The sequence below is a fragment of the Dyadobacter sp. Leaf189 genome, assembly GCF_001424405.1.
GTDB lineage: Bacteria > Bacteroidota > Bacteroidia > Cytophagales > Spirosomataceae > Dyadobacter.
This window is the reverse complement of record NZ_LMPS01000007.1, coordinates 70,501-94,190: the sequence shown is the minus strand read 5'-3', so window position 1 is coordinate 94,190 and position 23,690 is coordinate 70,501. Positions and strand designations below refer to the sequence as shown.

Sequence of the window (23,690 nt, the reverse complement as noted above, 5' to 3'; positions counted from 1 at the left end):
TGTTATTTTTCACGTTCAACCAGCTGCTGGACAAATTGCAGCAGCGATGCTTTCCGGGATTCCTCCACATTCAGGCTCCGAAGGTTGGCCAGGCCTTTTTCAAAATAGGTATTAATCTTCTCTTCGGTAAACTTCCGGATATCGAGCGATTCATAAATTGCTTTTACCGCACCCACCTTCTCTTCCGGGTCAAACTCGGCGGCAGAAATCCATTGATCAAGCGCTGCTTTGTGTGATCCGGTCGCTTTGGATAATGCTTCAATAAGTAAGAACGTTTTCTTGTTCGAGATAATATCGCCGCCTACCTGTTTACCAAACTTCGAGGGATCTCCATACACATCGAGCAAATCGTCTTTCAGCTGAAAGCCGATCCCCATATTTTCCCCCGCCGAATACAGCAGCCTTACCGACTCGTCATCAGCCCCGCCGATTATCCCGCCTAATTCCAATGCAAAACCGAGCAGCACCGAAGTTTTAAGACGTATCATTTCAAGATATTCCTCCTCTGTCACATTCCAGCGTGTTTCAAAATTCATATCCAGCTGCTGTCCTTCACATACCTCGGCAGCTGTTTGGTTAAATCGCGCCAACACCAGCCTCAGCTGGTCTTTTGGAATATCAAGCAGCAGATCATACGCCCGGATCAACATCACGTCGCCCGACAAGATCGCCGTATTTGCATTCCATTTTTCATGCACGGTAGGTTTACCGCGGCGCAGTGGTGCGCGGTCCATGATATCGTCGTGCATTAATGTGAAGTTGTGAAATACTTCCACCGCCATCGCAGGCCGGATCGAACGCTCCACATCTTCGGAGTAGATAGACGATGCCAGCAGCGTCAGCAGCGGCCGGAAACGCTTTCCGTGCAGCGACATAATGTAGCTGATCGGCTCGTAAAGCTCAGCAGGGCCGATGCCATAAGTATGCTTTTCAAATTCGGACTGGAGCTTCTGGAGTAGTTGATCGGGGTTAAGCATCGAATGCGGAAATCGCCTGAAAAAGACAGGGCGCAATGTTTGGTATGAACGTTTTTTTCAATCCGGAGACTTATGCAAAGTAGGGGATTTTCCTTGTCTTGCCGACAGAATTCGAGGATAAATTCGATTTTTGCCATTGTGGCGCTATTCTGCAACATTATCATAACTTTAAGATTCCATCTCATTTCCAATCGAAAATGCCATTTCATCAGTACTTCAACGGCGATATACTAGCAATCAACGAGCCGGTTTTCCAGACCAATGATCTTGGATTGCTGCGCGGCTACGGACTTTTTGACTATTTCAGGACTTATAATGGTGTACCATTCCGGTGGGATGATTACTGGCAGCGTTTTGAAAATTCGGCAAGGCTGCTCAAACTGACGCTGCCGGTCACCCAGGAAGAAACAGAGAAAATTCTGGCCGACCTGCATGCATTGTCGGGCGAGCAGGAAGTAGCATTTCGTTTTGTGCTCACGGGAGGTTATGCGCCCGACAGTGTGCATGTAGTACAGCCGAACTTGCTGATCCGCACAGAAGCATTGCCGCAGGATAATCCCGCAGGCAGGTTGAAAGGCATTAAAGTGATTCCTTACGAATACGTCCGCGATTTACCCGAAATTAAAACCACCAACTACGTGCACATGGTTTTAATGGCCGACGAGCTAAAAAGGCAGCAAGCCGCCGATTTGCTTTTCTACAAAGACGGAGAAGTAAGCGAGCTGACGCGCAGCAATATTTTTATTTTCAGGGATTCAAAGCTCATTACCTCCAACCGGAACATCCTGAACGGGATCACCCGCAAAGTTGTACTTGAACTTGCCAAACTGCATTTCGAAGTTGAGGTACGACCTGTTTCGTATCAGGAAGTAATCACTGCTGATGAGGCATTTACGACCAGTACCACAAAGTGGGTTATGCCGGTAGTGCAAATCGGCGAGCAGCCCATTGGTGACGGAACTGCCGGCAAGCAGACGCTCTTTTTGCAAGAACTGTTTGAAAAGCTGGTTTTAAACTGGGGTAAATAAAAAAGGTGACTTCCCGCACGGGAAGCCACCTGGCACTTGTAACAATTCAACTTATTTAGGCGCAATAGGTGATTCTTTGTTTACGATCGGCCACACGCCCGGACGCGGTACGCTTACGCCTTTCGTCATTCCTTTTGTCATCGCATCGGCTCCAAAATAGTACAGCGGCCAGCCTTTGTAAGTCAACTGCTTTTTACCAAAAACGGTGATTGTACCGAATTGCGTTTTATCCAATGCAGATGGAATTTCGTCTATACTGGCCACTTCATAGATCGGCCAGGTAGCATCGTGATTAGGATCGTTTGTTGTCCAATTGTTGTTCATCGACGAATCACGCGCAAACGCATATAATGTACGTCCCAGGCTGTCTACCAGGAATTGCGATTCAGCAATACCCTCGGTATAGTCCGCTTTATAGGACTTCCCGTCGTTTCCTACCAGCTGCGCATTGGAAAGCATTACCGTGTATTTCGTTTTAGCCACATACCACGCATTGTTAACCCCTTCACCCTTGACCTCGCCCGGCGCGGCGTCGTTGGCGAAATAGTACAGCGGCCAGCCTTTGTAAGTAGTTTGTGTAGCGCCATCAGTGCGGGTAATGTTAGCAAAATCAGAAGCTTTCAAGCCGGCATCCAACTTCAATGAAGCAGGGTTAGCTACTGAAAAAACCGGCCAGGCTGCCAGGCATGGGCCCGTGCAAACGGAGGTATTGCCCGCATCTTTGGTAAAAAAGTAAAGCGTTTTGCCGTTCTTGTCAGTTAGTACCTTGCCCAGCGAGCCATTTTCTTTCAGCATAATGTCATTTGGCGTGACGGGGGTTTCTTCGCCGTCGTCGTCGGAGCAGGAGACTGTCACTGCTAGTAAAGCTCCCAGCAGGAACAGCATTCGGGTGATTGAAAAGATTTTCATCGGAATAAATTATGATTGTTAGAGATGAATTGGTTTGTCCCGAATACGGTCAAAACATTCCGATGGTTGCGTAGCCCTGTTTCGGTCTGAATGCAACTGGCAACCCACAAAAAAAGGCGCAGCCAGATAGCCGCGCCTGAATTCACTTTTTCAATCACATTTAACTCCACCCTTGTGCAGTCAGCGGAATGCGGCTGTCAGACTTGGTATGTATCGAAACACCCTCACTTTTGTCGGCAATGTAACCGACGAACGTAATCTTCGGATTGTTTTTGATCAGTTCATACGCAGACTGGGACACGGTAAATAACAGCTCATAATCTTCGCCTCCATTCAATGCAGCTGTTACCGGGCTGAGGTTCAGTTCCGTGGCGGCTAGAAATGTTTGCTCGTCAATGGGAAGCCGCTCTTCAAATACCACCGCACCTACACCCGACTGTGCACAGATATGCAGCAGGTCGGAAGCAAGACCGTCCGAAACGTCTATCATAGAAGTAGGTATCACCCCTGCTTCTTCCAGCTCGTAAATCACGTCCATTCTGGCTTCGGGCCGCAACTGGCGCTGGATTACATAGTCTTTACCTTCGAGTTCAGGCTGCATTTCCGGATTGGCAAGAAACACCTGCTTTTCCCGTTCCAGCAGCTGCAATCCAAGGTAAGCGCCTCCCAGATCGCCGGTTACACATAGCAAATCATTGGGTTTCGCTGTATTCCGGTAAACGATCTTATCCTTTTTTACTTTGCCAAAAACACTGACCGAAATAAGTAATCCCGAGCGTGAAGAAGAAGTATCCCCGCCTACAAGGTCTACATTGAAATCCTTGCATGCTGTTTTGATACCCGCATAAAGTTCATCAACAGCTTCCACAGAAAAGCGGTTGCTGATCGCAATACTCACAGTTACCTGGCGCGGTATCCCGTTCATCGCGGCAATGTCCGATACATTTGTTGCTATCGCCTTGTACCCTAAATGTTTAAGAGGAAAAAAGGTAAGATCAAAATGCACGCCTTCCAGCATCAGATCGGTGCTGATCAATCCATATTCCTCGCCTAAATCGATTACAGCTGCATCATCGCCAATACCACGTACAGTATCCGGCAACACAGTTGTTACTCCTTTATTTATTCTCTGAATCAGCCCGAATTCACCCAGGCTGCTGATTTCTGTTCTGCTTTCCATAGTACAAAATTAGACAAAAAAAGCGAAGCCGGTTCGGATGAGAACCGGCTTCGCAGCGATATCTTCTACTAAATAAATCCGGTTACTATGGATTTGTCAATGTATATTCATTGATCGTGCCTCCCGTTTTTGAGCTGCCTTTCAAACGTGTCAATACAAGCTTCGAATCTTCCAGTGTATTGATCGTAAATTCAATTGTTCCGCCGGTTCCGGTAGGCTGTGGTACCAGGTCTTTCAGGATCAATTTGGTGTTTCCGTCCAGCGCCCAGGTGCCATTGGTTGTGAATCCATCCCAGTCGGTCAGTGTAGCAGTCATTGATCCCGACGAATTGGTCAAAGTCAATCTGAAAGCTGAATATCCCGGAACTGAATTATTGGAACCTCCTCTCGTATAGGCAACTGCGCTTCCATGCTTCACAGATTCGGCAGTCCACGCTTTGGCAATTCTTTCAGAAGCGGGTTTCACTTTCTCCTTACATCCTGCATTTATCAAAGTGACGATCAGAGCAATACACCAAATCAGAGAGTAACTTTTTTTCATATTTGTATTTCCTAAATTTCATAACACAACGCCAAGTTCCTACTTTTTAGTCTTATTATCAAAATATTCAGTGAAGATCATTTTAATTTTTACCCACTGGCTCCGATCGCTAAATTGCACGGTCAAATCATATTTCATGAAAGAATATACGCACGCGCAACTTGCACTCAGGAACGGGCAGGACAAAGAGGAAATCTGGTGTGCGTACAAAGGGATCATTTATGATGTAACCGCTTCCCGTCTATGGCGTAACGGACACCATTATGAGCATTGGGCCGGCCAGGACCTTACCAAAGAGCTGGGCGACGCGCCACATACAGACCGCGTTTTCGAGCGTTTCAATGTAATCGGCCGCCTGCAATCCAAAAACTAGATGATTTCCATGAGTACCTATTTAATAGCGGACAGCGGATCCACCAAGACTGATTGGGTAATCACACACGACGGTGTGCAGGTTGGCGCATTTCAATCTGCCGGTATCAATCCATTTTACCAGACTGCCGAACAGATCATTCCCGTTCTGAATGAACAGGTTATTCCTGATATTACAGCTCAAATCGACCGCATTTTCTTTTACGGCGCAGGCTGTGCGGATGAAAAAACAAGCCAGCCTGTTTACGATGCATTGCTGCATTGCATTCCTTCTTCGACGCAAATAGAAGTTGCGTCGGATATGCTCGGTGCCGCGCGTGGCCTGTGCGGCCGGGAGCCCGGATTGGCTTGTATCCTGGGTACAGGCGCTAATAATGCATTTTACGACGGCGAGAAAATCGTGCACTCCATTGGTTCACTCGGCTTCTGGCTCGGAGATGAAGGAAGCGGCTCTTACCTGGGAAAAACACTTGTGGTACGCTTCCTGCAAAATGAGCTTCCAGCGAGCCTGCATGAGAATTTCGCAGCTACTTACCCGGAGATCAACAGGCTATATGTTTTGGAGAATGCTTATAAAAAACCTTATCCCAACCGGTTTTTTGCCGCTTTTTCCCAGTTCATTGCCGCGCATATAACAGATAGCTACATGCAGCAGCTGGTAAGCGACGCGTTTTCACTTTTTACCCAAAAATACATTCTGAAACATCCTAATGCGTCGGATCACCCGGTCCATTTTACCGGCTCCATTGCCTTCTATTATCAGGATATCCTTCAAAAAGTACTTGCCTCAAACGAGCTTCAATGCGGCCGTATCCTGAGAACGCCGCTGGATGGGCTGGTTCAATACTATTCCTGAGCTTCCGCTGCCAAAGCGTTAATGAATGTTAAACCCGCATATCCATTGCGCTTATGTCGTTTCGGCTAAGGTCAATTCCTTTTATTGGCCTTAAATTTGCTATTATCATTCTGCTATGTCGAGACGAACCATTCAATCACTCACCGTTTTCTCTGCGCTCCTGATTATCGGCGTGGTGATCACGCAGATTTTTTGGGTAAAACAGGCGCTCGATCTTCGCCACAGGCAGTTTAACCAGAATGCGCACGTTGCTTTACAGGATGTAGCTGCCAAGCTGGCCAAAGTAAATGGGGTAATGCAAACCACCAACCCCGTTGAGCAGCTTTCCCCTGAGTATTTCCTTGTTAATACCAATTCCACTACGCAGCCTGATCTGCTTGAAGTTTTTATCAAGGATAGTTTTCAAAAGCACAATCTCATCGCCGACTTTGAAGTAGGGATCTACGATTGTACCACGAACAGAATGCGTTACGGGATGTCATTGAGTACGAAAACCAATGCAAAACTGCCGGCAACAACTACCAATTTCATTAAAACAGATAAGTATCCCTACTATTTCGGTGTCCGTTTCCCGGAACAGGAAACCTACTTTGCAGGCAGTATCAACCGTGCAATCTGGTCGTCGGTACTGGTGCTGGTGGCCGTTTCGCTTTTTGCTTATGCATTGTTTGTGATTTTGAGACAAAAGCAGCTGTCGGAAGTACAGCGTGATTTTGTGAATAATATGACCCACGAGCTGCAAACACCGATTTCTACGATCCGCATTGCCGCAGATGTGCTCAATTCCGATCATATTATCATGCAGCCGCAGCGGCATAAACGATATGTACAGATCGTACAGGACGAGATCCTGCGCTTGCAGGGACAGGTGGAAATGGTACTTTCAATGGCGAAGGCCGAACGGAACGTATTGACCCTGCAAAAGGAAACTGTGCACGTAAATGAGATGATCCGGTCCATTCTGCTGCCTTTTGAAGGAAAGGTGAAGTTTCAGGATCAGACGGATAATAATATGATAGAAACGGACCCATTTCACTTCCGCTGTATGATCAATAACCTGATTGACAATGCATTGAAATATTCTGACGATGATCCCGAAGTAAATGTGGCCACTTATAACAGAGGTAAATGCCTGATCATAGAAGTTAGCGACCAGGGTATCGGCATCGCGCCGGAGTATCAGAAAAAAATATTCAACCAGTTTTTCCGCATTCCTTACGGTGACGTACATAATGTAAAAGGATTTGGAATCGGGCTGAGCTATGTGAAACAAATTGTCCGGGCGCACCGTTGGAAGCTCGAACTGGAAAGTACATTAGGCAAGGGAAGCACATTCAGAATCTCAATTCCCCAGAAACAACACGCATGAAAAAACGAATCCTGTACGCAGAAGACGATCCGAACCTGGCATTCGCGACCAAAGACAATCTTGAAGAGTATGATTATGAAGTAATTCACGCTTCTGATGGAGCAGAGGCGCTGGACTTCTTTGGCAAAGAACATTTCGATATCTGCGTGCTGGATATCATGCTTCCCAAAATGGACGGCTTTACACTGGCCGAAAAAATCAGGGCTGCTGACAGCCAGGTGCCCATTCTTTTTCTTTCAGCGCGATCGCTGCAGGAAGACAAGATCAAAGGTCTGCGGCTTGGCGCAGACGATTATGTTACCAAACCATTCAGCATTGAGGAGTTGAGGCTGCGGATCGATGTCTTTTTGCGGCGCAGCAAATCGGAGCAACCTGCGACGGTGAAGTCAAATACAAGCAAGGTTGGACAATATGCATTTGATTTTCAAAAACTTACATTGAACCTGAACGGAGCCAGCCAGAATCTCACTTTTCGCGAAGCAGAGGTTTTGAAGTACCTGGCGGAGCGGCCGGACCAGGTAATCCGCCGGGATGAACTTTTAAAGGCAATCTGGGGAGACGACGATTATTTTATGGGACGGAGCCTTGATGTTTTTATATCAAGATTGCGAAAATACCTGTCAGCTGACCCGGAAATCCGCATTGACAATGTACACGGAGTCGGTTTCAGAATGCGATGGTGAAGTGTTTTTTTAAAATTTCTCTTTCTGATATTTGTTCAGAATAAATTAATTACACATCTTTGCACCCTCATTTGGAAAAATTGCAAGGTTATGGCTAAGGTTTGTCAAATTACAGGTAAAAGAACTCGCGTTGGAAATAACGTTTCTCACGCTAACAATAAAACAAAACGTAAATTCTTCCCGAATTTGCAGAAGAAACGTTTCTTCCTTCCTTCATCAGGAGAGTGGGTTACGTTGAAAGTAGCAACATCAGCGCTTCGTACCATCAATAAAAACGGTATTGAAGCAACTATACAGAAAGCATACGACAAAGGAACACTTACGTTCTAAGGATTTTACGAATTTATTTTTAAAGGACTTCTTTTTATCGGGAAGTCCTTTTTTCGTGCACTTACCTCAACATATCCAATTGCCTGCATGACCGGTTCCGGAAAAATATTCCTTCTGTTAGGCTCCAATCTCGGCGACCGCGCCGGGATTTTGAAGCAGGCAAGACAAATGATCGCAGAAAAAGCGCCGATCGTTACCGAATCCTCCATTTACGAAACCGAACCCTGGGGACTGACAGACCAGCCTGCATTCCTGAATCAGGTAGTTGAAGTCACATCCACAGATGAACCGGAGCTGCTTTTAACGCATTTGCTGCATATTGAGCAGGAACTCGGCCGTGTCCGGAAAGTGCGGTGGGGCGCGAGGCTGATCGATATTGATATACTGTATTATGGCGATACAATTCTCGAAAAAGAAATACTTACTCTGCCACATCCCCGCCTTAAAGAACGTAGGTTTACATTAGTCCCTCTCTTCGAAATAGCAGCAGAATTCGTGGATCCTAAACTGAAAAAATCGGTAAGCCAGCTCCTGGAAGAATGTCCCGATAAAAGTGAGGTATTAAAATATTCTTGAAATATTTATATCAGTGGAATGCACTTTGGTTTTAGTACATCGACCATTGACTCCATTTTTTAGTTAGTTCATCACTTTTTTCTATCAACATACCGCCTTTAAACCTTGTTTTGTTGCCGGTTAGCTTGCTAAATACAACATTTACCCTTTCAGATCGAGGGGATTTACCTTTTGAGTTGTCAATCTGTTGAATAGAAAAAATTCAAAACTCCGAACGAAAATCAATCCATGGAAAACAGAACACTTTACTTATTACTCATGCTGATTGGCACCTGCCTGCAGGTATCCGCTCAAAACCGCCATACGGTAAGCGGTTACGTAAAAGACAAAGCCAATGGAGAAGGGCTGATCGGCGTTTCGGTCTACGTGCGAGAAGCTTCCACGGGCGTAGTTACCAATCCCTACGGCTTTTACTCCATTACCTTGCCTGACGGAACTTACACGCTGGTTTTCAGCTACATTGGTTACCAGAAAGTTACGAGAGAAGTGACACTGGATGCGGATAAAACGATCAGCATTGAGATGGAAGACGAGAGTAACCAGTTGCAGGAAGTAACTGTTTCCACGCAGCGGGAAGACGAAAACGTTCGAAGCATTGAAATGTCGGTAAACAAGGTGGAAATGAAAACCATCCGTAAAATGCCGGCATTACTTGGTGAAGTGGACCTGATCCGCAGCATTCAGCTGTTACCTGGCGTAACTACGGTCGGTGAAGGTGCCTCAGGTTTCAATGTACGCGGTGGTGATGTTTCCCAAAACCTGGTTTTGCTCGACGAAGCGCCTGTTTACAACTCCTCTCACCTTTTCGGATTTTTCTCGGTTTTCAATCCTGATGCGGTGAAAGACGTCAAGCTGATCAAAGGTGGGATTCCGGCGCAGTATGGCGGGAGGATCTCGTCTATTCTGGATGTTCGGATGAAAGAAGGTAACTCCAAGAAAAGGGAGGTTAATGGCGGAATTGGTACCATTTTTTCGCGACTTACCTACGAACAGCCTTTTGCAAAAGGAAAAGGCTCATTTATCGTTGCCGGGCGCAGGTCTTACATCGATGTCCTGGCAAAACCTTTCCTGAACTCTGATCTGCGCGATTCCAAGTTTTATTTCTATGATCTGACTGCCAAAGTAAACTACCAGCTGGGCGACAAGGATACCTTTTATGCTTCGGGATATTTCGGTAAAGATGTTTTCGGCGGCGGCGATTTTGGTTTTGGCTGGGGTAATGCAACTGCGACTGGCCGCTGGAACCACATTTTCTCCAACAAGCTCTTCATGAACCTGACGGGCTATTACAGCAATTACGATTATTCACTCGGCCAGAATGTGAATGACCCGAGTGCAAAAGACCGGTTTGACTGGAAATCCAAGATCATCAGCGCCAGCTTCAAGCCGGACTTTACATTTTATCTCACACCCAATAACCAGCTGACTTTCGGCGGACAGTACATTTACTATGATACCCGCCCCGGCCGCGCTGTGGCAGTATCGGAAGGACAGGAAACCGACATCAGCCTCGATCCGAAATATGCTGACGAATCGGCCTTTTATATCGGAAATGAGCAGAAACTCTCCGATCGCATTTCCCTGCAATATGGTATCCGCTACTCCTATTTCCGCAGCCTCGGACCTGGTACTGAGTATCAATATTATACCGACGAAGTTGGACAACGAAAATTCCCCGTTTTCCCGGGAACTGATTACAAAAGAGGTGATGTGATTAAAGGTTATGGGAACTGGGAGCCACGTGCCGCGCTGAATATTGGCGTAAGTTCCAATGCATCTATCAAAGCTAGCTACAACCGCACGGCGCAATACCTGCATTTACTTTCCAATACCGCCGCAGCATCGCCGCTGGATGTTTGGACATTAAGCTCGCCCATTATCCAGCCGGAAAAGGCCGATCAGGTCGCATTGGGCTGGTTCCAGAACTTCAAGGATAATATGTACGAAGCTTCCGTGGAGGTTTACTACAAAAAGCTGTACAACCAGATCGACTATGTGCCTGGCTCTGAATTGCTTCTAAACCAGTTTGTTGCAGGAGATCTGCTCTTTGGAAGAGGGCGCGCCTACGGTGCTGAATTTTATTTGAAGAAAAATAAAGGAAAACTGACCGGCTGGATCAGCTATACATTGTCCCGCACGGAAAGGCAGGTACAAAGCATTAACAACAATGACTGGTTCCCGGCGCGCTTCGACAAGCCGCATAACTTCACTTCTGTGGCTATTTACGAGATGAGCAAGCGCCTGTCGCTCTCCGCGAACTTCACGATTACTTCGGGCACACCGGCTACTTTCCCGACCAACCGCTGGGAATTCCAGGGCTGGCCGGTCGGCAACAATTACGCCAATACAAGAAACAACAACCGCATTCCCGCATACCACCGGCTCGACCTTGCAGCAACTTTGAAATCGAAGCGGAAACTATTCAGGGCTGGCGAGGGTGAGTGGGTATTTTCGACTTACAATGTGTATAACCGCCGTAATCCATTCTCGGTTTATACCCGGGCCAATCAGGATACTCCGCTCAAAACAGAGGCTGTGCGTTATGCAGTGATCGGCAGCTTTATCCCGGCGCTTACCTACAATTTCAAATTTTAACCAGCCATTGAAATGAAACATTTGAAGATATCCATTATAAAACTCAGTGCATTGATCGCGTTTCTGGGTGTTTTCCTGACGGGTTGTGAAGATGTGATTGACCTGGAAACGCAAAGCGGGCCACCTCAGCTGGTGGTAGACGGGTGGATTACCAACCAGGCCGGGCCCCAAACGATCCGGCTGACCTGGTCTGCAAGCTATTTTGACAATAGTCCGGCTAAGCCTGTCCTCGACGCAGAAGTAAGTGTGAAAGATGATCAGGGAGCGGTATACCTGTTTGAAGATGTTGCCAACAATGGAAATTATATCTGGCAAAAAACCGGTGACACGCTGGGTAAAGTTGGGCGCACTTATACATTGACTATCAAACAAGGAACAGATACTTACACTTCCACTACCGAGCTGAAACGTGTGCCTGCGGTCGATTCCGTTGTTTATACCAAGGAAAAGCTGCCATTTGAGCCGGATAAAGGACCCAGAGAGGGATATGTAGCAGAGTTTTACGCCCGCGATTTTTTGGGGGAAGGTGACACCTACTGGATCAAGCCGGTGGTGAAAGGCAAAGCCACTGTCGACAAGGCTGTCAACATTTCCATTGCCTACGACGCTGCATTTGGCTCCGGTGCTCCTTCCGACGGGCTGATCTTCATTTTGCCACTCCGGCAGTCTATTACAGTCGACTCGCTTTACTCGGCCGGCGACCAGGTAGGCGTAGAGCTCCACAGTATTACCAATGAAGCTTTTGAGTTTTTGAAACAAATTCGGGAGCAGGCAAACAACGGCGGCCTTTTCGCCACTCCGATCGCGAATGTGCGCTCCAACATCACCAATACAAATGCTTCCGGCAGCAAAGCGCTGGGCTTTTTCGGTGCGTCGGCAGTAAGCCGGTTGGAGACTACCATTATTCCTGAAAAAGCACGTCCGGACGACGATTAAGGGATTTTTTGTTCTTGTCAAAAACCGCTGGTGCGCTTATTCGCCAGCGGTTTTTTAGTATATTTCATTTTTATAAACAGCTATGAACAAGTCACTCCTCCTCCTGCTGGCTTTGCTGCCGGCGTTTTCATTTGCACAAAAAAGAGCCCGCGACCTGGGTATTAAAATAGGTGTACTTCCCACTGGCACCATGAATGCGATCACAGATGTAGCTGGCGTGAAGGTGGGCCAGGTTACACTTACCGAGGGAGCGGATATCCGTACCGGCGTGACTGCCATTATCCCGCATGAAGGCAATCTGTTTCAGCAGAAAGTACAGGCTGCTATGTATATCGGAAATGGTTTTGGTAAAATGACAGGCTACTCGCAGGTAGAAGAACTGGGTACCATGGAGTCACCTATTGTTTTGACCAATACTTTGAGCGTACCCACAGCCGCTGATGCGATCATTGACTGGACACTCGGACAAAAAGGCAATGAGAATGTAAGATCTGTTAACCCGGTAGTGGGTGAAACCAACGACAGTTTTTTAAATGATATCCGCGGCCGGCATGTACGTAAAGAGCACGTTCTGAATGCATTGGCGCAAGCTGAGAATGGTCCCGTGCAGGAAGGAAATGTTGGCGCAGGTACCGGCACCATTTGCTTCAACTGGAAAGGCGGAATAGGCACAGCATCGCGTAAGCTGCCTCAAAAGCTCGGCGGGTACACGGTTGGTGTATTGGTACAGACCAATTTCGGCGGGGTATTAAAGGTAAACGGAGTTCCTGTGGGCGAAGAACTAGGCCAGTATGCTTTCAAAGAAATGCTGGATAAATCGCCCGACGGCTCCTGCATGATGGTGCTGGCAACTGACGCGCCGCTTGATGCACGCAATCTGAAAAGATTAGCCAAGAGAGCATTCATGGGATTGGCGCAAACAGGCGGCATCGCATCCAATGGAAGCGGCGACTTTGTGATTGCATTCTCAACTGCCAATATCGTGCTGCACGATGCGCCTGAGCGAACTGCTCCTGCCACTTTCCTTATCAATGATGCCACTTCTCCATTTTTCCTGGCAGCGATCGAGTCAACTGAGGAGGCGATCATTAACTCACTTTTAATGGCCAGAACTTCCGAAGGAACGCAGGGGCACAAAGTGGAAGAGCTACCCAAAGAGAAGCTGCTGGATATTATGCGCAAATACGGTCGCTTGAAATAGTAACTTCCTCCTATTTAAAACTAAGCAGGTAACCGGTCAGATCTGCCAGATCCTGTTCCTCCAATCCCAATGTAACGGGCTCCGGCATCAGTGAATTCGGCATTTTTTCGCGGCTCCTGATCTGGTCTGCCTTGATCGAATGCTGCTTTCCAGCTGCATCTTTGAGTACTACATTGGCCCCATCACTCATCAAAAAGCCAAAGTGCGTTTCTCCGTTTTTGGTGACAATGGTATAGCTTTCATATCCGAAAACCATGCTCGCTGAGGGATTGATAATGGCATCCAACAAGCCGCCTTTGTCAAACTTTGTATGTACAAGCGTCAGATCAGGCCCTATATCGGCTCCATTCTGGCCGTGTTTGTGGCAGGCAGTGCAATAGGTTTCAAAAACTTTCTTTCCCTGTGCCACATCAGGCTTCATTCTCGCTATAAAGTCTGTTTTCAGTACTTTCCCGTTTCTTGGAAAAAACTGGCTCGCTACTACGCGCACATTCGCGTCGGGGTTTTTAAAGATTATCTCGCTGACAGACTTCGCGATCGTATCCGGCAACTGCCCCTGCACGCGCATATCAACCAGAATATTGCCACCGTCAACATTCACGGCCATTAACTTCGCGGCTTCCACTCTGGCAGGCAGTGTTTGCGTTTTGTCACTTACTATTTTCTTCTTTTCGAGCATTTGCCGGTATGCAGGCGTTATTTGCTGCGCAGTAGCTTCTTCCCAGTTCATTAGCTCAGCCCAATCGTTTGTTTTCCGGAAGTTCAGCCACCAGGAAGCCTGCGTGGCTACGTCCGGTAAAGTGGATTTAGCCAAAGTGACCATTGCTTCTGCTGATTTTTTGTCTTTGATAAAACCAAGTGCAGTTAATGCTTTTTTCCGCTCCGGCTGCGGCACTTTCGGGGAGTTGGCCCTGGCTTTCAGATCATCAATTGCATTTACAGGATGCAAACGCCAGGTCAGGTTAGCACGTTGCGCACTCCAGTACTCCGGATCTGTCTTAAACATTTCCCTCACACTCGAATATACTTTTCGTTCTTTCCCCTCAGAGGCAGTACCAATTGCTTCCAGCATCCACGGATCTTTGCCATTATAGTTTTTAATCAAATTCCGGAGCGGCTTGTACGCCTGTTCATAAGGCAGGTCACGCAATGCAATTGCCACTTCCCTGCGCACAGCCGCATCGGGATCATTTGACAGTTGTTCCAGAAAACCGTCTGATTTACCATTGGAGCGCAGTGCCCGGAAAGCAGTAAGTCTATGCGCGGAATTGGCTGATCTGGTGAGCTTATCCACTTCTGCCGCGCCTTTTTCACCCAGCTGCGACAGTAGCCAGATCGCCCGCGCCTGGTGGAATGGATTATCGGCGGTCAATAATTGCTTCACTTCACCTATAACCTGCTCACCTTTTGCTTTCAGACCTTCAAATCCCAGCAGCCGCACATTCACCGCCGGACTTTTCAATGCTTCAATCAGGCCGGAAGTTGTTGTAAGGTCAATTTTTGGCGTGGTTAACTTCTTTCCTTTCGGCGTAATGCGGTAAATGCGCCCGTAACCAGCTTTGTCTTTCATTGCATGCCCGCCTACCACCGGATCGTACCAATCGGCAATGTAAAGCGCGCCGTCGGGACCAACTGCTATGTCCGACGGTCGAAACCATTTTCGGGTATCCTTATCTGTTTCATACCACTCATAACGCTCGTTCGCTTGTGGAAAAGAGCTGATCAGATCGCGGCGGTCGAGCTTAAAACCTGCGCCGGTTTGTTCGGGTTTGTATGCAAAAATGACGTTCCGGCCAGCTTCGCAGCTCAGTAAGGTCCCGCGGTAATCTTTTCCAAGCGCATCACCTTCGTAAAAAACAATCCCGGTAGGCGAGCCCGCACCAGTGTTGTCGCCCGCGGGCATTACACCAGGGTCTTCCTGATGCCAGTGTGTTGTGAAAATATCCTGTCCCGGACGCCGGTCGGCTTGCCAGTACCTTGTTCCGTCAGCCGAGAAGTAACCTGCATTTCCATTCTCCTGCAAAAACGAAACACGGCACGTAATTACCTGATCGTCATTGTCGTTCTGCCACATATTCCCGTAACTGTCCAGGCAAACCTCGAAGCTGTTCCTGAAATTGTGACCTAAAACTTTAAGTCCTGTTCCGTCGGGATTAATGCGCAAAGCAAGTCCGCCGACCCAAATGCGACCATCGTCAGACTTCTGGTTACCCTGATTTGACTTGTTATAAGGCGTACCTCCGGTATAAAGACTGCCGCTGCGCAAAGTCCAGCCGCTTTTATCTTTTACATGGTGCGGCCCCGCATTTCCGGTATTGAAATAGTATCTTCCGTCGGGTCCGGCTACGAGGGAATGCAAAGAATGATCATGGTCAAAACCGCCAAATCCTGTGAGCAGCACTTCGCGGCTGTCGGGCTTATCGTCACCGTCTGAATCCGTGTAAATGATCAGATTCGGGGCGCAGGATACGATCGTTTTGTTACCGATCACTGCAATGCCCAGCGGCGAGGTAAGCAATGTATCTTCTACGAATACCTTTGAAGTTTCAGCCTTCCCATCTCCGTCTTTGTCTTCCAGGATCATCACGCGGTCGCCCTTTTGTTTGTGGCTTAGCCGCTCTGCGGGTTTTGTATTAAAATCCCGGTAATTAACAGCTTCTGTAATCCATATCCTGCCTTTTGCATCGATATCCATATTGGTAGGATTGTAAAACATCGGTGCTTCTGCCCAGAGCGTCGCTTCCAGGTCCTCGGGCACGTACAGTTTGGAGGTATCTGCCGCCTGGAAAGTAACGGAGCCCGATTTTTCTGGCTTGTTCAGTTGATTTTTGTTTTTATTAAAACCAACAAAGACAAACACTATGATACTGAAAAGCAACAGCATACCACGTTGCGGGAGGAGATATATCACGTTCATATTACTTAAATGAAAACAGGCTTTCGAGATATTTTCTATTGTGCTCATAGCAGGTTATCAGGTCTGCACCCGGCGGTGTCGCTCCTTCAATCTGCATCCAGCCTGTATAACCGATTTTGTTTAATGCGGCAGCGATCTTTGCCCAGTCCAGCGGACCTTCTCCGAGGCGCTGTCCATTCTCTTTCATGTGGATTTCGCAGATCATTTCTTTGCCCAGCATCGGCATTTCCTTAAAAATATCGTGACCTGCGTCGACAGCATTCCTGAAATCGTAGTATACTTTAACAGCCGGAGAGCCTACCGCGTTAATGATATCCAGATGCTCCTGCGCACTCAGATAGGATTCAATACCAAGTACAATTCCCTGCTTTTCAGCGTGCGGCGCTACTTTCTTCAACCGTTCGATCACCGCCTTTTTACCTTTTTCATCGTTGCGCAAATCGCCCTCTGAAAAGAATGCAAGCAATATTACTTTCACGTTGAGCTTCTTAGCTGCATCTACACTGTTCCAAACCCATTCTTCGGTACGCGGCTCCGATTTGTAAGGAACCCGGTTCAACTCTCCGATTGCCAGGCTGGATGCTTTGATTCCTGTACGCCGGGAAGCTTCCTGAATGGATTGTAAAGTGGCGGGAACAGAAAGCCCGGCCGGGTCTTTGGACGTATTATAACTTACCTGTATCCCCTGCAAGCCGATTTGTTTTGCCCTGTCAAATGCCTCCGGGTTCAATGCTTTTCCCACCGACCAGTCGCACGCGCCCAGCTGAAACCGGGGTTTAACCGGAATGCGCCAGTCGGAGCCGGCCGCCAGACACATAAGCGCCGACTTCCGTAACAGCTCGCGGCGGCTGAGGTGCATATCTTCAAACATGGATCTGCAAGATTTAGGAATACATTCTTTTATCTTCAAAATGTACCTGCAAATGGATTCTACTTGTCAGATAGTCAGCCTGCTACTTATAAAATGCGTCTTCAAAATGGCGGATCTCGGTTTCTCCATTCGCCATAACCAGCACCGAAACAATATCAAACCGGACATCGAAGTGCCAGTCTTTTTCAAAAATGTAATGTTCGGCCGCGCGCAACACAAGTCTGGCTTTGGCCGGATTCACGAATTCCTCAGGCATTCCGTAGCTGGTTCCGGTCCTGGTTTTGACTTCAACAAAAACGAGCATCTTGTCTTTCTGCACGATCAGATCAATTTCCTGGTGCCGGTTACGGTAATTTTTCTCTATGATCTCAAAGCCTTTTGCGGTCAGGAATGCGGCAGCTTTCGCTTCTCCCCAAAAACCTGTGTCGTTGTGTGTTGCCATTGTTTAATGTGATTTTCAGAACATTTACATTGGGAAAAAGGTTATACTAGTTGTATTATGACGCAGAATTTCAGAATTGGTCACACCTGCGGCTGTAAAAATGTAAGTAATGGATACCCTCATTAATAAAGTGGTCGGCTTTAAAGACCTTGGGCTGATCGACTATCAGGAAGCCTGGGATTTTCAGGAGAAAGTGTTTGCGGAAACCCTGGCAATTAAAACGCAAAACCGTTCGTTAAGCGACGCTGAGAAGGTGTTGACACCCAACTTCCTGTTTTTTTGCCAGCACCCGCATGTATATACGCTGGGAAAAAGCGGCAAACCGGAGCATTTGCTTTTACCGGAAGAAGGTCTGATTGAAAAACAAGCCAAATATTACCGCATTAACCGGGGAGGCGACATTACTTATCACGGACCAGGCCAGCTGGTAGGATACCCGATCCTGGATCTCGACAATTTCTTCACAGATATCCATTTGTATATGCGGACGCTGGAAGAAGCGATCATTTTAACACTAGCAGATTATGGATTAGCTGCCGGCAGGATTAAAGGATTGACCGGTGTGTGGCTTGATTTTGAAGAACAGGTTAATCCCAGAAAAATATGTGCATTGGGTGTAAAAGCCAGCCGCTGGGTTACTATGCACGGATTTGCATTGAATGTAAATACGGATCTTGCCTATTTTGGAAATATTGTCCCTTGCGGTATTGAAGATAAGGCAGTTACGTCCATGTCACAAGAGCTCGGACGCGAGCTTGATTTAAACGAAGTTTCAGATAAATTGAAAAACTATTTGGCTGCATTATTCCAAATGGAATTACAGGAAGCATTATAATGAAGAAAGATATCATATTTCACCCGGTAAAGGGTATACAGGTTGCGATTGTTAAAAACTTGAATGAATTGCAGCAGGAAGAGTGGAACGTAATTGTTATTAACAGGAACGAACAGCCGATTACGAATGTGTTCGTAACTTCAAAAGGATACAGTAACAGCGAGTCTGAAACTAACTCTGACCAGAAAACATCGACGCTGCGGCACTTCTTTCCCGAGATTGCGCCGTCGGAGCACGCGGTCGTAGAACCGATCATGCCCGACGTGTTTCACCTGAATAATGAATTCTGGGTCAGCTACTTTATCGGAAATCAGATCTACGATAAAAAGTTTATATTCGTGCCAGACAGCATTATAGATGCTAACCTGACGAACATAGAACCGCTGGGTTTGCAGGGGGTGCTGCACGAGTAGACATAGATAAATTCCACTTACGATCACCACACTATGACAGAAGACTTCAAAAAGCGTATCAAGAATTTCCTCCTTCTTGATATTGAAACTGTTTCATCGCATGCATCCTACGACCAGCTCCCGGAACGAATGCAGAAGCTTTGGGACAAAAAAGCGACAGGTATCAAACGCGGAGACGAATCCATTACAAATGCCGCTTGCTTTTATGATCGCGGCGCCATTTATGCCGAGTTTGGCAAAATAGTCTGCATTGCTTTTGGTGCATTCTATTTTAACGAAAACGAAGAGCTGGCATTCAAAGTGAGCAGCTTTTCGGGCGATGATGAGGCTGCATTGCTCCGGCAGTTTAAGGCACTTATCGAAAAATATCCCGCAGACCAGCTGGTACTTTGTGCACACAATGGCAAGGAATTTGATTTCCCGTTTCTCTGCCGCAGGATGCTGATCCATTGCATTGAAATCCCCAGAGCTTTACAGATTTCCGGCAAAAAACCCTGGGAAATCCTGCATCAGGATACAATGGATCTGTGGAAGTTTGGTGACTATAAAAGCTATACTTCACTGGATCTGCTGGCAGCGGTGTTCAATGTGCCGGGCAGTAAAAACGAGATGAGCGGCGATCAGGTCACGAAGGTATACTATGAAGAAGGCGATCTGGCCAAAATTTCGCGATATTGCAGAGAGGACGTGGTCGTACTTGCACAATTATACCTCAGATTACATTGTTTTCAATCCGTTCGGGAAGAGAACATTACGAGAGTCGAATGAGGCTCCGCCAGGTGGCCAGAGTGGCCGCCGGCTATTTAATTTAAAGAATAAATGAAAGAAAAAAAGACCAAGGACAGGACAAGAGAGAAGAAGGAGCCGAAAGCTCCTCATCATATTGTTTCCTATATAGATAATTTGAAGGCGGATATTGCCGCCTTTTTCGATCTGAACAACGATCAGGCATTCCGCCCGTTTGATGTTCACGATCATTTTGGAGTGCAGGACAAAAAAGTAAGGGTACTGTTCAATGAGATCCTGCACGAACTCGAACAAGCCGGTACGCTGGTTTATCACAAAGACGGCACTTATACCGCAGGCCCCAATAAACCAGCGGCCAGCAAAGGTCTGACAGGCCGCGTTGACAGGGTAAATAAGTCTTTCGCATTTGTAATTGTGGAAGGGCGCGAGGATGATATTTATGTCGAATCAGAGCTGCTAAATGGTGCCTGGGACGGTGATACCGTTTCTGTTCAAACTTTAAGCAAAAACAGCAGGAACTCAGGCAGAGGAGACTCTGGCAAAGGCAGGGTGGAAGGTCGCGTTACCGAGATTGTAAAGCGCAACAATGCTGAGATTGTGGGGATTATCGAAATCAACCAGCGATTTGCAGTTGTTCAACCCGATAATAAAAAACTTTTTGACCCCATTTTCATTGAACCCGGCGAGACCAAAGACGCCAACAACGGGGATAAGGTAATTGTAAAAGTAAAAGAATGGCCCACGCGCAGAAGTCAGGCTGAGGGCGAGCTGGTGCAGGTACTGGGTAAAGCGGGAGATAACGACGTGGAAATGCACGCAATCCTGGCTGAATTTGGCTTGCCTTATCACTTCCCTGAGATAGTGGAAACGGAGGCAAACAAGATCCCTGATACGATCTCGGAAAAAGAGATTGCAAAGCGGAGAGATATCCGCGATTGGCTTACATTCACCATTGACCCCGTGGATGCCAAGGATTTTGATGACGCATTGTCTGTCAGGTACCTGGAAGATGATGTTGTGGAGGTGGGCGTTCACATTGCTGATGTTTCCCATTATGTTTTGCCAAATACAGAGCTTGAAAAAGAGGCTTACCGGCGCGCTACTTCTGTGTACCTCGTAGACAGGACTGTACCCATGCTTCCTGAAAAGCTCTCCAACAACCTTTGTTCCCTCCGGCCTAACGAGGATAAGCTGGCATTTTCAGCCATTTTTGAAATCAGTCCGAAAGGGAAATTATTAAAAGAATGGTTTGGAAGAACCGTGATCCATTCTGATAAAAGATACAGCTATGAAGAGGCACAGGCCGTCCTGGATTCAGGGGAAGGCGATTTTCCAAAAGAGCTGACCACTTTGAACAATCTTGCCAAGATATTCAGAGCAGAGCGTTTCAAAAAAGGAGCGATTAACTTTGAAACCAATGAGGTCAGGTTTAAGCTGGATGAAAATGGAAAGCCGCTGGGCATTTACAAGAAAGAACGCCACGACTCCAATAAGCTGATTGAAGAATTCATGCTGCTGGCCAACAAGCGGGTGGCTGAGTATGTATATTCCCTTTCAAAAGGCGAGGAGAAGAACACAATGGTGTACCGGATACACGAGGCGCCTGATGTGGAGCGGCTGAAAACCTTTGGCACTTTCGTCGCCAAGCTGGGCTACAAGCTGAATGTGGAGGAAGAAAACAAGATCGCAAAATCAATGAATGCAATGCTGGCCAAAGTGGAAGGCCGGCCTGAGCAGAACCTGATTGAATCACTGGCGGTACGAACAATGGCTAAAGCGAGATATAGTACCCAAGACGACGGCCACTTTGGTCTGGCATTCACAAGGTATTCGCACTTCACGTCGCCTATACGCCGGTACCCCGACGTAATGGCGCACAGGCTGTTGCAGCACTACCTGAATGGCGGTTCTAATGTTGACAAGGAGGCTTATGAAGAAGCAGCTAAACACTCTTCCGAGCGCGAGCGATTAGCTGCCGAAGCTGAACGTGCTTCCATCAAATACAAGCAGGTGGAATATATGAGCTCGATGGATCCTGACCAGGAATTCGACGGGATTATTACCGGCGTAACAGAATTCGGGATCTTCGTTGAGATCACAGAGACCGCTTCCGAGGGACTGATCAGAATGACAGACCTGGGGGACGATTTCTATGAACTTGATAAAGAAAACTACCGCATTGTAGGCCAGCGTACCAAGAAGATCTATGCTTTCGGGGATAAGGTGAAAGTAAAGGTGAAAGATACGAACCTGGCTCGTAGGAGCATGGACCTTTACCTTGCGGGAACCGTTCCGTCCCCAAGCCGAGAGAGGGGTAGCAGTGACCGGGGCCAGCGCGGCGGCCGGTCGAGTCGCGGAGAAACCCGCCCACCCCGTTCTTCCAGAGGTAACAGAGGCAACAAAGGCTCGACCAGTGTTGACCCGGGCAGGGCTAAAAAACGGCGGAGGTAATGTGACGCAATTTCCATTTGAACGTCTTATAAAGAAAGATCAAATCAAATGGACATTGTATATAAGCAAGAATCTTACAACATAATAGGAAAGTGCATGGAAGTTCATAAGGAACTTGGCCATGGATTTCTCGAGATAGTCTATAAAGACGCGCTTGAATTGCTGTTTCGACAAGACGACATTTTCTTTGAGCGTGAAAAGGAATACCCGGTTTACTTCCGTGGTATTTTGCTGCGTCATAAGTTTTGGGCTGACTTTGTAGTTTACGACAAGATTATTCTTGAACTAAAATGTGTGTCCGCACTCACAGACGAGCATGTCGCGCAAACTCTCAATTATCTGAAAGTATCGGGGAACAAGCTTGGCTTGCTCGTTAATTTTGGCAGAGGTGAATTAGAATATCGCAGACTACTGCTTTGATTTATTGCCACGAATGCACGAAACAAACACGAACACTTCGTGAAAATTCGTGCATTCGTGGCATAACAATTTGAACGATGAAAAACTATCTATTACTCTTTTTACTGCTTTCCACTTCCATCTTCGCCCAAAAACCTGCTTCCAAAGAGGACTGGCAGCCGCTGTTTAATGGAAAGGACCTTACTGGCTGGGACATTAAGATTGCCGGGCATAAGGTCAACGATAACTATAAAAACACCTTTATCGTCGAGGATAACATGATTCGGGTCAACTATAAAGAGTATGACCGGTTTACTACCGAGTACGGACATATGTATTACAACAAGCCATTTTCGCATTATAAGATCCGGCTGCAGTATCGTTTTACCGGAAACCAGGTACCGGGCGGCGCTTCGTGGAATGTAAGGAACAGCGGTATTATGCTGCATTCACAACCTGCTGCCAGTCTCGGCCTCGATCAGGATTTCCCTATATCACTCGAAATGCAGTATCTGGGCGGACTTAATGCCGGGGAACGGACAACAGGTAACCTGTGTACACCCGGGACAATCGTGGATATCAATGGAAAACTTGACGAAGCGCATTGCATTAACTCTTCATCCAAGACTTACAATGGCGACCAATGGGTTACCGCTGAGGCGATCGTGCTGGGCGACTCCATTGTTTATCATTTGATAGAAGGCGACACAGTGCTGGTTTTCACGAATCCACGCGTGGGCGGCGGATATGTAGGCAAGAACCACACATTTAAAGATGGAAAAGTAGGTAATGAAGCTGACTGGCTCAAAAAAGACGGTACTAAGCTCGGCAGCGGATACATTGCATTGCAAGCCGAAAGCCACCCCATTGATTTCAGGAATATTGAGCTGCTCAATCTCAAAGGATGTATGAACCCGAAAGCGACCAATTATAAATCGTACTACGTGGAGCCGGACGAGAAGTCCTGTACGTTTAATAAGTAATGCGATTCCGTTGAACAAGAGTGACCCAGCAATAGCATGGTTTTAAGTATATTTAAAATCACCGTATTCTAAATCTTGT

23 protein-coding genes are annotated in these 23,690 nt (G+C 47.1%); 16 read left to right on the top strand and 7 right to left on the bottom strand.

Going from position 1 to position 23,690, the window contains the following annotated elements; genetic code table 11:
• Window positions 1-2: 2 nt before the first annotated feature.
• Window positions 3-977, bottom strand: a complete 975-nt coding sequence (locus ASG33_RS21975; RefSeq protein ID WP_056290792.1) for a polyprenyl synthetase family protein — start codon at window positions 975-977, stop codon at window positions 3-5.
• A 197-nt stretch (window positions 978-1,174) separates the two neighbouring features.
• Between ASG33_RS21975 and ASG33_RS21970 the strand changes: the two genes are divergently transcribed.
• Window positions 1,175-2,005 (top strand): aminotransferase class IV, encoded by an 831-nt coding sequence (locus ASG33_RS21970; protein ID WP_056290790.1) that lies wholly within the window; start codon window positions 1,175-1,177, stop codon window positions 2,003-2,005.
• Between the two features lie 51 nt (window positions 2,006-2,056).
• On the opposite strand, the gene ASG33_RS21965 is transcribed toward ASG33_RS21970, so the two are convergent.
• The 3 genes from ASG33_RS21965 to ASG33_RS21955 form a co-directional block, all read right to left on the bottom strand.
• Complete coding sequence (locus tag ASG33_RS21965) at window positions 2,057-2,914, bottom strand: hypothetical protein (protein WP_056290787.1); 858 nt, start codon at window positions 2,912-2,914, stop codon at window positions 2,057-2,059.
• 160 nt (window positions 2,915-3,074) lie between these two features.
• A complete protein-coding gene (thiL, locus tag ASG33_RS21960; protein WP_056290784.1) occupies window positions 3,075-4,094 on the bottom strand; it encodes a thiamine-phosphate kinase in 1,020 nt (339 codons plus the stop codon).
• An 85-nt stretch (window positions 4,095-4,179) separates the two neighbouring features.
• Window positions 4,180-4,635, bottom strand: a complete 456-nt coding sequence (locus tag ASG33_RS21955; RefSeq protein WP_056290781.1) for a hypothetical protein — start codon at window positions 4,633-4,635, stop codon at window positions 4,180-4,182.
• Window positions 4,636-4,771: 136 nt separating this feature from the next.
• Here ASG33_RS21955 and ASG33_RS21950 point away from each other — a divergent pair, with 136 nt between their 5' ends.
• The 9 genes from ASG33_RS21950 to ASG33_RS21910 all read left to right on the top strand — a co-directional run bounded on the left by ASG33_RS21950 (window position 4,772) and on the right by ASG33_RS21910 (window position 13,553).
• Window positions 4,772-5,008, top strand: a complete 237-nt coding sequence (locus tag ASG33_RS21950; RefSeq protein WP_056290780.1) for a cytochrome b5 domain-containing protein — start codon at window positions 4,772-4,774, stop codon at window positions 5,006-5,008.
• A 9-nt stretch (window positions 5,009-5,017) separates the two neighbouring features.
• Window positions 5,018-5,863: a hypothetical protein gene (locus tag ASG33_RS21945; protein ID WP_056291186.1), complete on the top strand. Its 846-nt coding sequence runs from the start codon at window positions 5,018-5,020 to the stop codon at window positions 5,861-5,863.
• Window positions 5,864-5,978: 115 nt separating this feature from the next.
• On the top strand, window positions 5,979-7,232 hold the full coding sequence (locus ASG33_RS21940) for a sensor histidine kinase KdpD (RefSeq protein ID WP_056290777.1): 1,254 nt from the start codon (window positions 5,979-5,981) through the stop codon (window positions 7,230-7,232).
• Window positions 7,229-7,915 carry a response regulator transcription factor gene (locus ASG33_RS21935; protein WP_056290774.1) on the top strand — a complete coding sequence of 229 codons (687 nt, stop codon included), beginning with the start codon at window positions 7,229-7,231 and terminating at the stop codon, window positions 7,913-7,915. Before ASG33_RS21940 ends, ASG33_RS21935 begins: the two co-directional genes overlap by 4 nt.
• Before the next feature lie 90 nt (window positions 7,916-8,005).
• Window positions 8,006-8,245, top strand: coding sequence for a 50S ribosomal protein L28 (gene rpmB / locus ASG33_RS21930; protein WP_031528537.1), 240 nt, complete (start codon window positions 8,006-8,008; stop codon window positions 8,243-8,245).
• A gap of 87 nt (window positions 8,246-8,332) precedes the next feature.
• Window positions 8,333-8,821 (top strand): 2-amino-4-hydroxy-6-hydroxymethyldihydropteridine diphosphokinase, encoded by a 489-nt coding sequence (folK, locus tag ASG33_RS21925; protein WP_056290770.1) that lies wholly within the window; start codon window positions 8,333-8,335, stop codon window positions 8,819-8,821.
• A gap of 228 nt (window positions 8,822-9,049) precedes the next feature.
• On the top strand, window positions 9,050-11,416 hold the full coding sequence (locus tag ASG33_RS21920) for a carboxypeptidase-like regulatory domain-containing protein (protein WP_056290767.1): 2,367 nt from the start codon (window positions 9,050-9,052) through the stop codon (window positions 11,414-11,416).
• 12 nt (window positions 11,417-11,428) lie between these two features.
• The gene (locus ASG33_RS21915; RefSeq protein WP_082489372.1) at window positions 11,429-12,352 is read left to right on the top strand and encodes a DUF4249 domain-containing protein; all 924 of its coding nucleotides are present in this window, start codon (window positions 11,429-11,431) and stop codon (window positions 12,350-12,352) included.
• Window positions 12,353-12,434: 82 nt separating this feature from the next.
• Complete coding sequence (locus tag ASG33_RS21910) at window positions 12,435-13,553, top strand: P1 family peptidase (RefSeq protein WP_056290764.1); 1,119 nt, start codon at window positions 12,435-12,437, stop codon at window positions 13,551-13,553.
• Between the two features lie 10 nt (window positions 13,554-13,563).
• Here the strand turns inward: ASG33_RS21910 and ASG33_RS21905 are convergent, their stop codons facing one another.
• The 3 genes from ASG33_RS21905 to ASG33_RS21895 form a co-directional block, all read right to left on the bottom strand.
• Entirely contained in the window at window positions 13,564-16,518 is a 2,955-nt protein-coding gene (locus ASG33_RS21905; protein ID WP_229238805.1) for a PVC-type heme-binding CxxCH protein, read from the bottom strand.
• Complete coding sequence (locus ASG33_RS21900) at window positions 16,472-17,341, bottom strand: sugar phosphate isomerase/epimerase (protein ID WP_082489371.1); 870 nt, start codon at window positions 17,339-17,341, stop codon at window positions 16,472-16,474. Before ASG33_RS21900 ends, ASG33_RS21905 begins: the two co-directional genes overlap by 47 nt.
• An 82-nt stretch (window positions 17,342-17,423) precedes the next feature.
• Window positions 17,424-17,783, bottom strand: a complete 360-nt coding sequence (locus ASG33_RS21895) for a YraN family protein (protein WP_056290757.1) — start codon at window positions 17,781-17,783, stop codon at window positions 17,424-17,426.
• Between the two features lie 109 nt (window positions 17,784-17,892).
• On the opposite strand from ASG33_RS21895, the gene lipB reads away from it, so the two are divergent.
• The 6 genes from lipB (at window position 17,893) to ASG33_RS21865 (ending at window position 23,611) form a co-directional block, all read left to right on the top strand.
• Window positions 17,893-18,618: a lipoyl(octanoyl) transferase LipB gene (lipB, locus tag ASG33_RS21890; protein ID WP_056290754.1), complete on the top strand. Its 726-nt coding sequence runs from the start codon at window positions 17,893-17,895 to the stop codon at window positions 18,616-18,618.
• Complete coding sequence (locus tag ASG33_RS21885) at window positions 18,618-19,031, top strand: hypothetical protein (protein ID WP_056290751.1); 414 nt, start codon at window positions 18,618-18,620, stop codon at window positions 19,029-19,031. The genes lipB and ASG33_RS21885 overlap by 1 nt, the downstream gene beginning before the upstream one ends.
• Before the next feature lie 33 nt (window positions 19,032-19,064).
• Window positions 19,065-19,799, top strand: coding sequence for a 3'-5' exonuclease (locus ASG33_RS21880; protein ID WP_056290748.1), 735 nt, complete (start codon window positions 19,065-19,067; stop codon window positions 19,797-19,799).
• A 51-nt stretch (window positions 19,800-19,850) separates the two neighbouring features.
• Window positions 19,851-22,229, top strand: coding sequence for a ribonuclease R (gene rnr / locus ASG33_RS21875; protein ID WP_056290745.1), 2,379 nt, complete (start codon window positions 19,851-19,853; stop codon window positions 22,227-22,229).
• Window positions 22,230-22,277: 48 nt separating this feature from the next.
• Entirely contained in the window at window positions 22,278-22,649 is a 372-nt protein-coding gene (locus ASG33_RS21870; protein WP_056290740.1) for a GxxExxY protein, read from the top strand.
• A 77-nt stretch (window positions 22,650-22,726) separates the two neighbouring features.
• Complete coding sequence (locus tag ASG33_RS21865) at window positions 22,727-23,611, top strand: DUF1080 domain-containing protein (RefSeq protein WP_056290738.1); 885 nt, start codon at window positions 22,727-22,729, stop codon at window positions 23,609-23,611.
• The last annotated feature ends 79 nt before the right edge of the window (window positions 23,612-23,690 follow it).

Bases quoted from the DNA above. Each gene is read 5' to 3' on its own strand.
- ASG33_RS21975 (WP_056290792.1), bottom strand. From the start codon at position 977: ATGCTTAACCCCGATCAACTACTCCAGAAGCTCCAGTCCGAATTTGAA.
- ASG33_RS21970 (WP_056290790.1), top strand. From the start codon at position 1,175: ATGCCATTTCATCAGTACTTCAACGGCGATATACTAGCAATCAACGAG.
- ASG33_RS21965 (WP_056290787.1), bottom strand. From the start codon at position 2,914: ATGAAAATCTTTTCAATCACCCGAATGCTGTTCCTGCTGGGAGCTTTA.
- thiL (WP_056290784.1), bottom strand. From the start codon at position 4,094: ATGGAAAGCAGAACAGAAATCAGCAGCCTGGGTGAATTCGGGCTGATT.
- ASG33_RS21955 (WP_056290781.1), bottom strand. From the start codon at position 4,635: ATGAAAAAAAGTTACTCTCTGATTTGGTGTATTGCTCTGATCGTCACT.
- ASG33_RS21950 (WP_056290780.1), top strand. From the start codon at position 4,772: ATGAAAGAATATACGCACGCGCAACTTGCACTCAGGAACGGGCAGGAC.
- ASG33_RS21945 (WP_056291186.1), top strand. From the start codon at position 5,018: ATGAGTACCTATTTAATAGCGGACAGCGGATCCACCAAGACTGATTGG.
- ASG33_RS21940 (WP_056290777.1), top strand. From the start codon at position 5,979: ATGTCGAGACGAACCATTCAATCACTCACCGTTTTCTCTGCGCTCCTG.
- ASG33_RS21935 (WP_056290774.1), top strand. From the start codon at position 7,229: ATGAAAAAACGAATCCTGTACGCAGAAGACGATCCGAACCTGGCATTC.
- rpmB (WP_031528537.1), top strand. From the start codon at position 8,006: ATGGCTAAGGTTTGTCAAATTACAGGTAAAAGAACTCGCGTTGGAAAT.
- folK (WP_056290770.1), top strand. From the start codon at position 8,333: ATGACCGGTTCCGGAAAAATATTCCTTCTGTTAGGCTCCAATCTCGGC.
- ASG33_RS21920 (WP_056290767.1), top strand. From the start codon at position 9,050: ATGGAAAACAGAACACTTTACTTATTACTCATGCTGATTGGCACCTGC.
- ASG33_RS21915 (WP_082489372.1), top strand. From the start codon at position 11,429: ATGAAACATTTGAAGATATCCATTATAAAACTCAGTGCATTGATCGCG.
- ASG33_RS21910 (WP_056290764.1), top strand. From the start codon at position 12,435: ATGAACAAGTCACTCCTCCTCCTGCTGGCTTTGCTGCCGGCGTTTTCA.
- ASG33_RS21905 (WP_229238805.1), bottom strand. From the start codon at position 16,518: ATGAGCACAATAGAAAATATCTCGAAAGCCTGTTTTCATTTAAGTAAT.
- ASG33_RS21900 (WP_082489371.1), bottom strand. From the start codon at position 17,341: ATGTTTGAAGATATGCACCTCAGCCGCCGCGAGCTGTTACGGAAGTCG.
- ASG33_RS21895 (WP_056290757.1), bottom strand. From the start codon at position 17,783: ATGGCAACACACAACGACACAGGTTTTTGGGGAGAAGCGAAAGCTGCC.
- lipB (WP_056290754.1), top strand. From the start codon at position 17,893: ATGGATACCCTCATTAATAAAGTGGTCGGCTTTAAAGACCTTGGGCTG.
- ASG33_RS21885 (WP_056290751.1), top strand. From the start codon at position 18,618: ATGAAGAAAGATATCATATTTCACCCGGTAAAGGGTATACAGGTTGCG.
- ASG33_RS21880 (WP_056290748.1), top strand. From the start codon at position 19,065: ATGACAGAAGACTTCAAAAAGCGTATCAAGAATTTCCTCCTTCTTGAT.
- rnr (WP_056290745.1), top strand. From the start codon at position 19,851: ATGAAAGAAAAAAAGACCAAGGACAGGACAAGAGAGAAGAAGGAGCCG.
- ASG33_RS21870 (WP_056290740.1), top strand. From the start codon at position 22,278: ATGGACATTGTATATAAGCAAGAATCTTACAACATAATAGGAAAGTGC.
- ASG33_RS21865 (WP_056290738.1), top strand. From the start codon at position 22,727: ATGAAAAACTATCTATTACTCTTTTTACTGCTTTCCACTTCCATCTTC.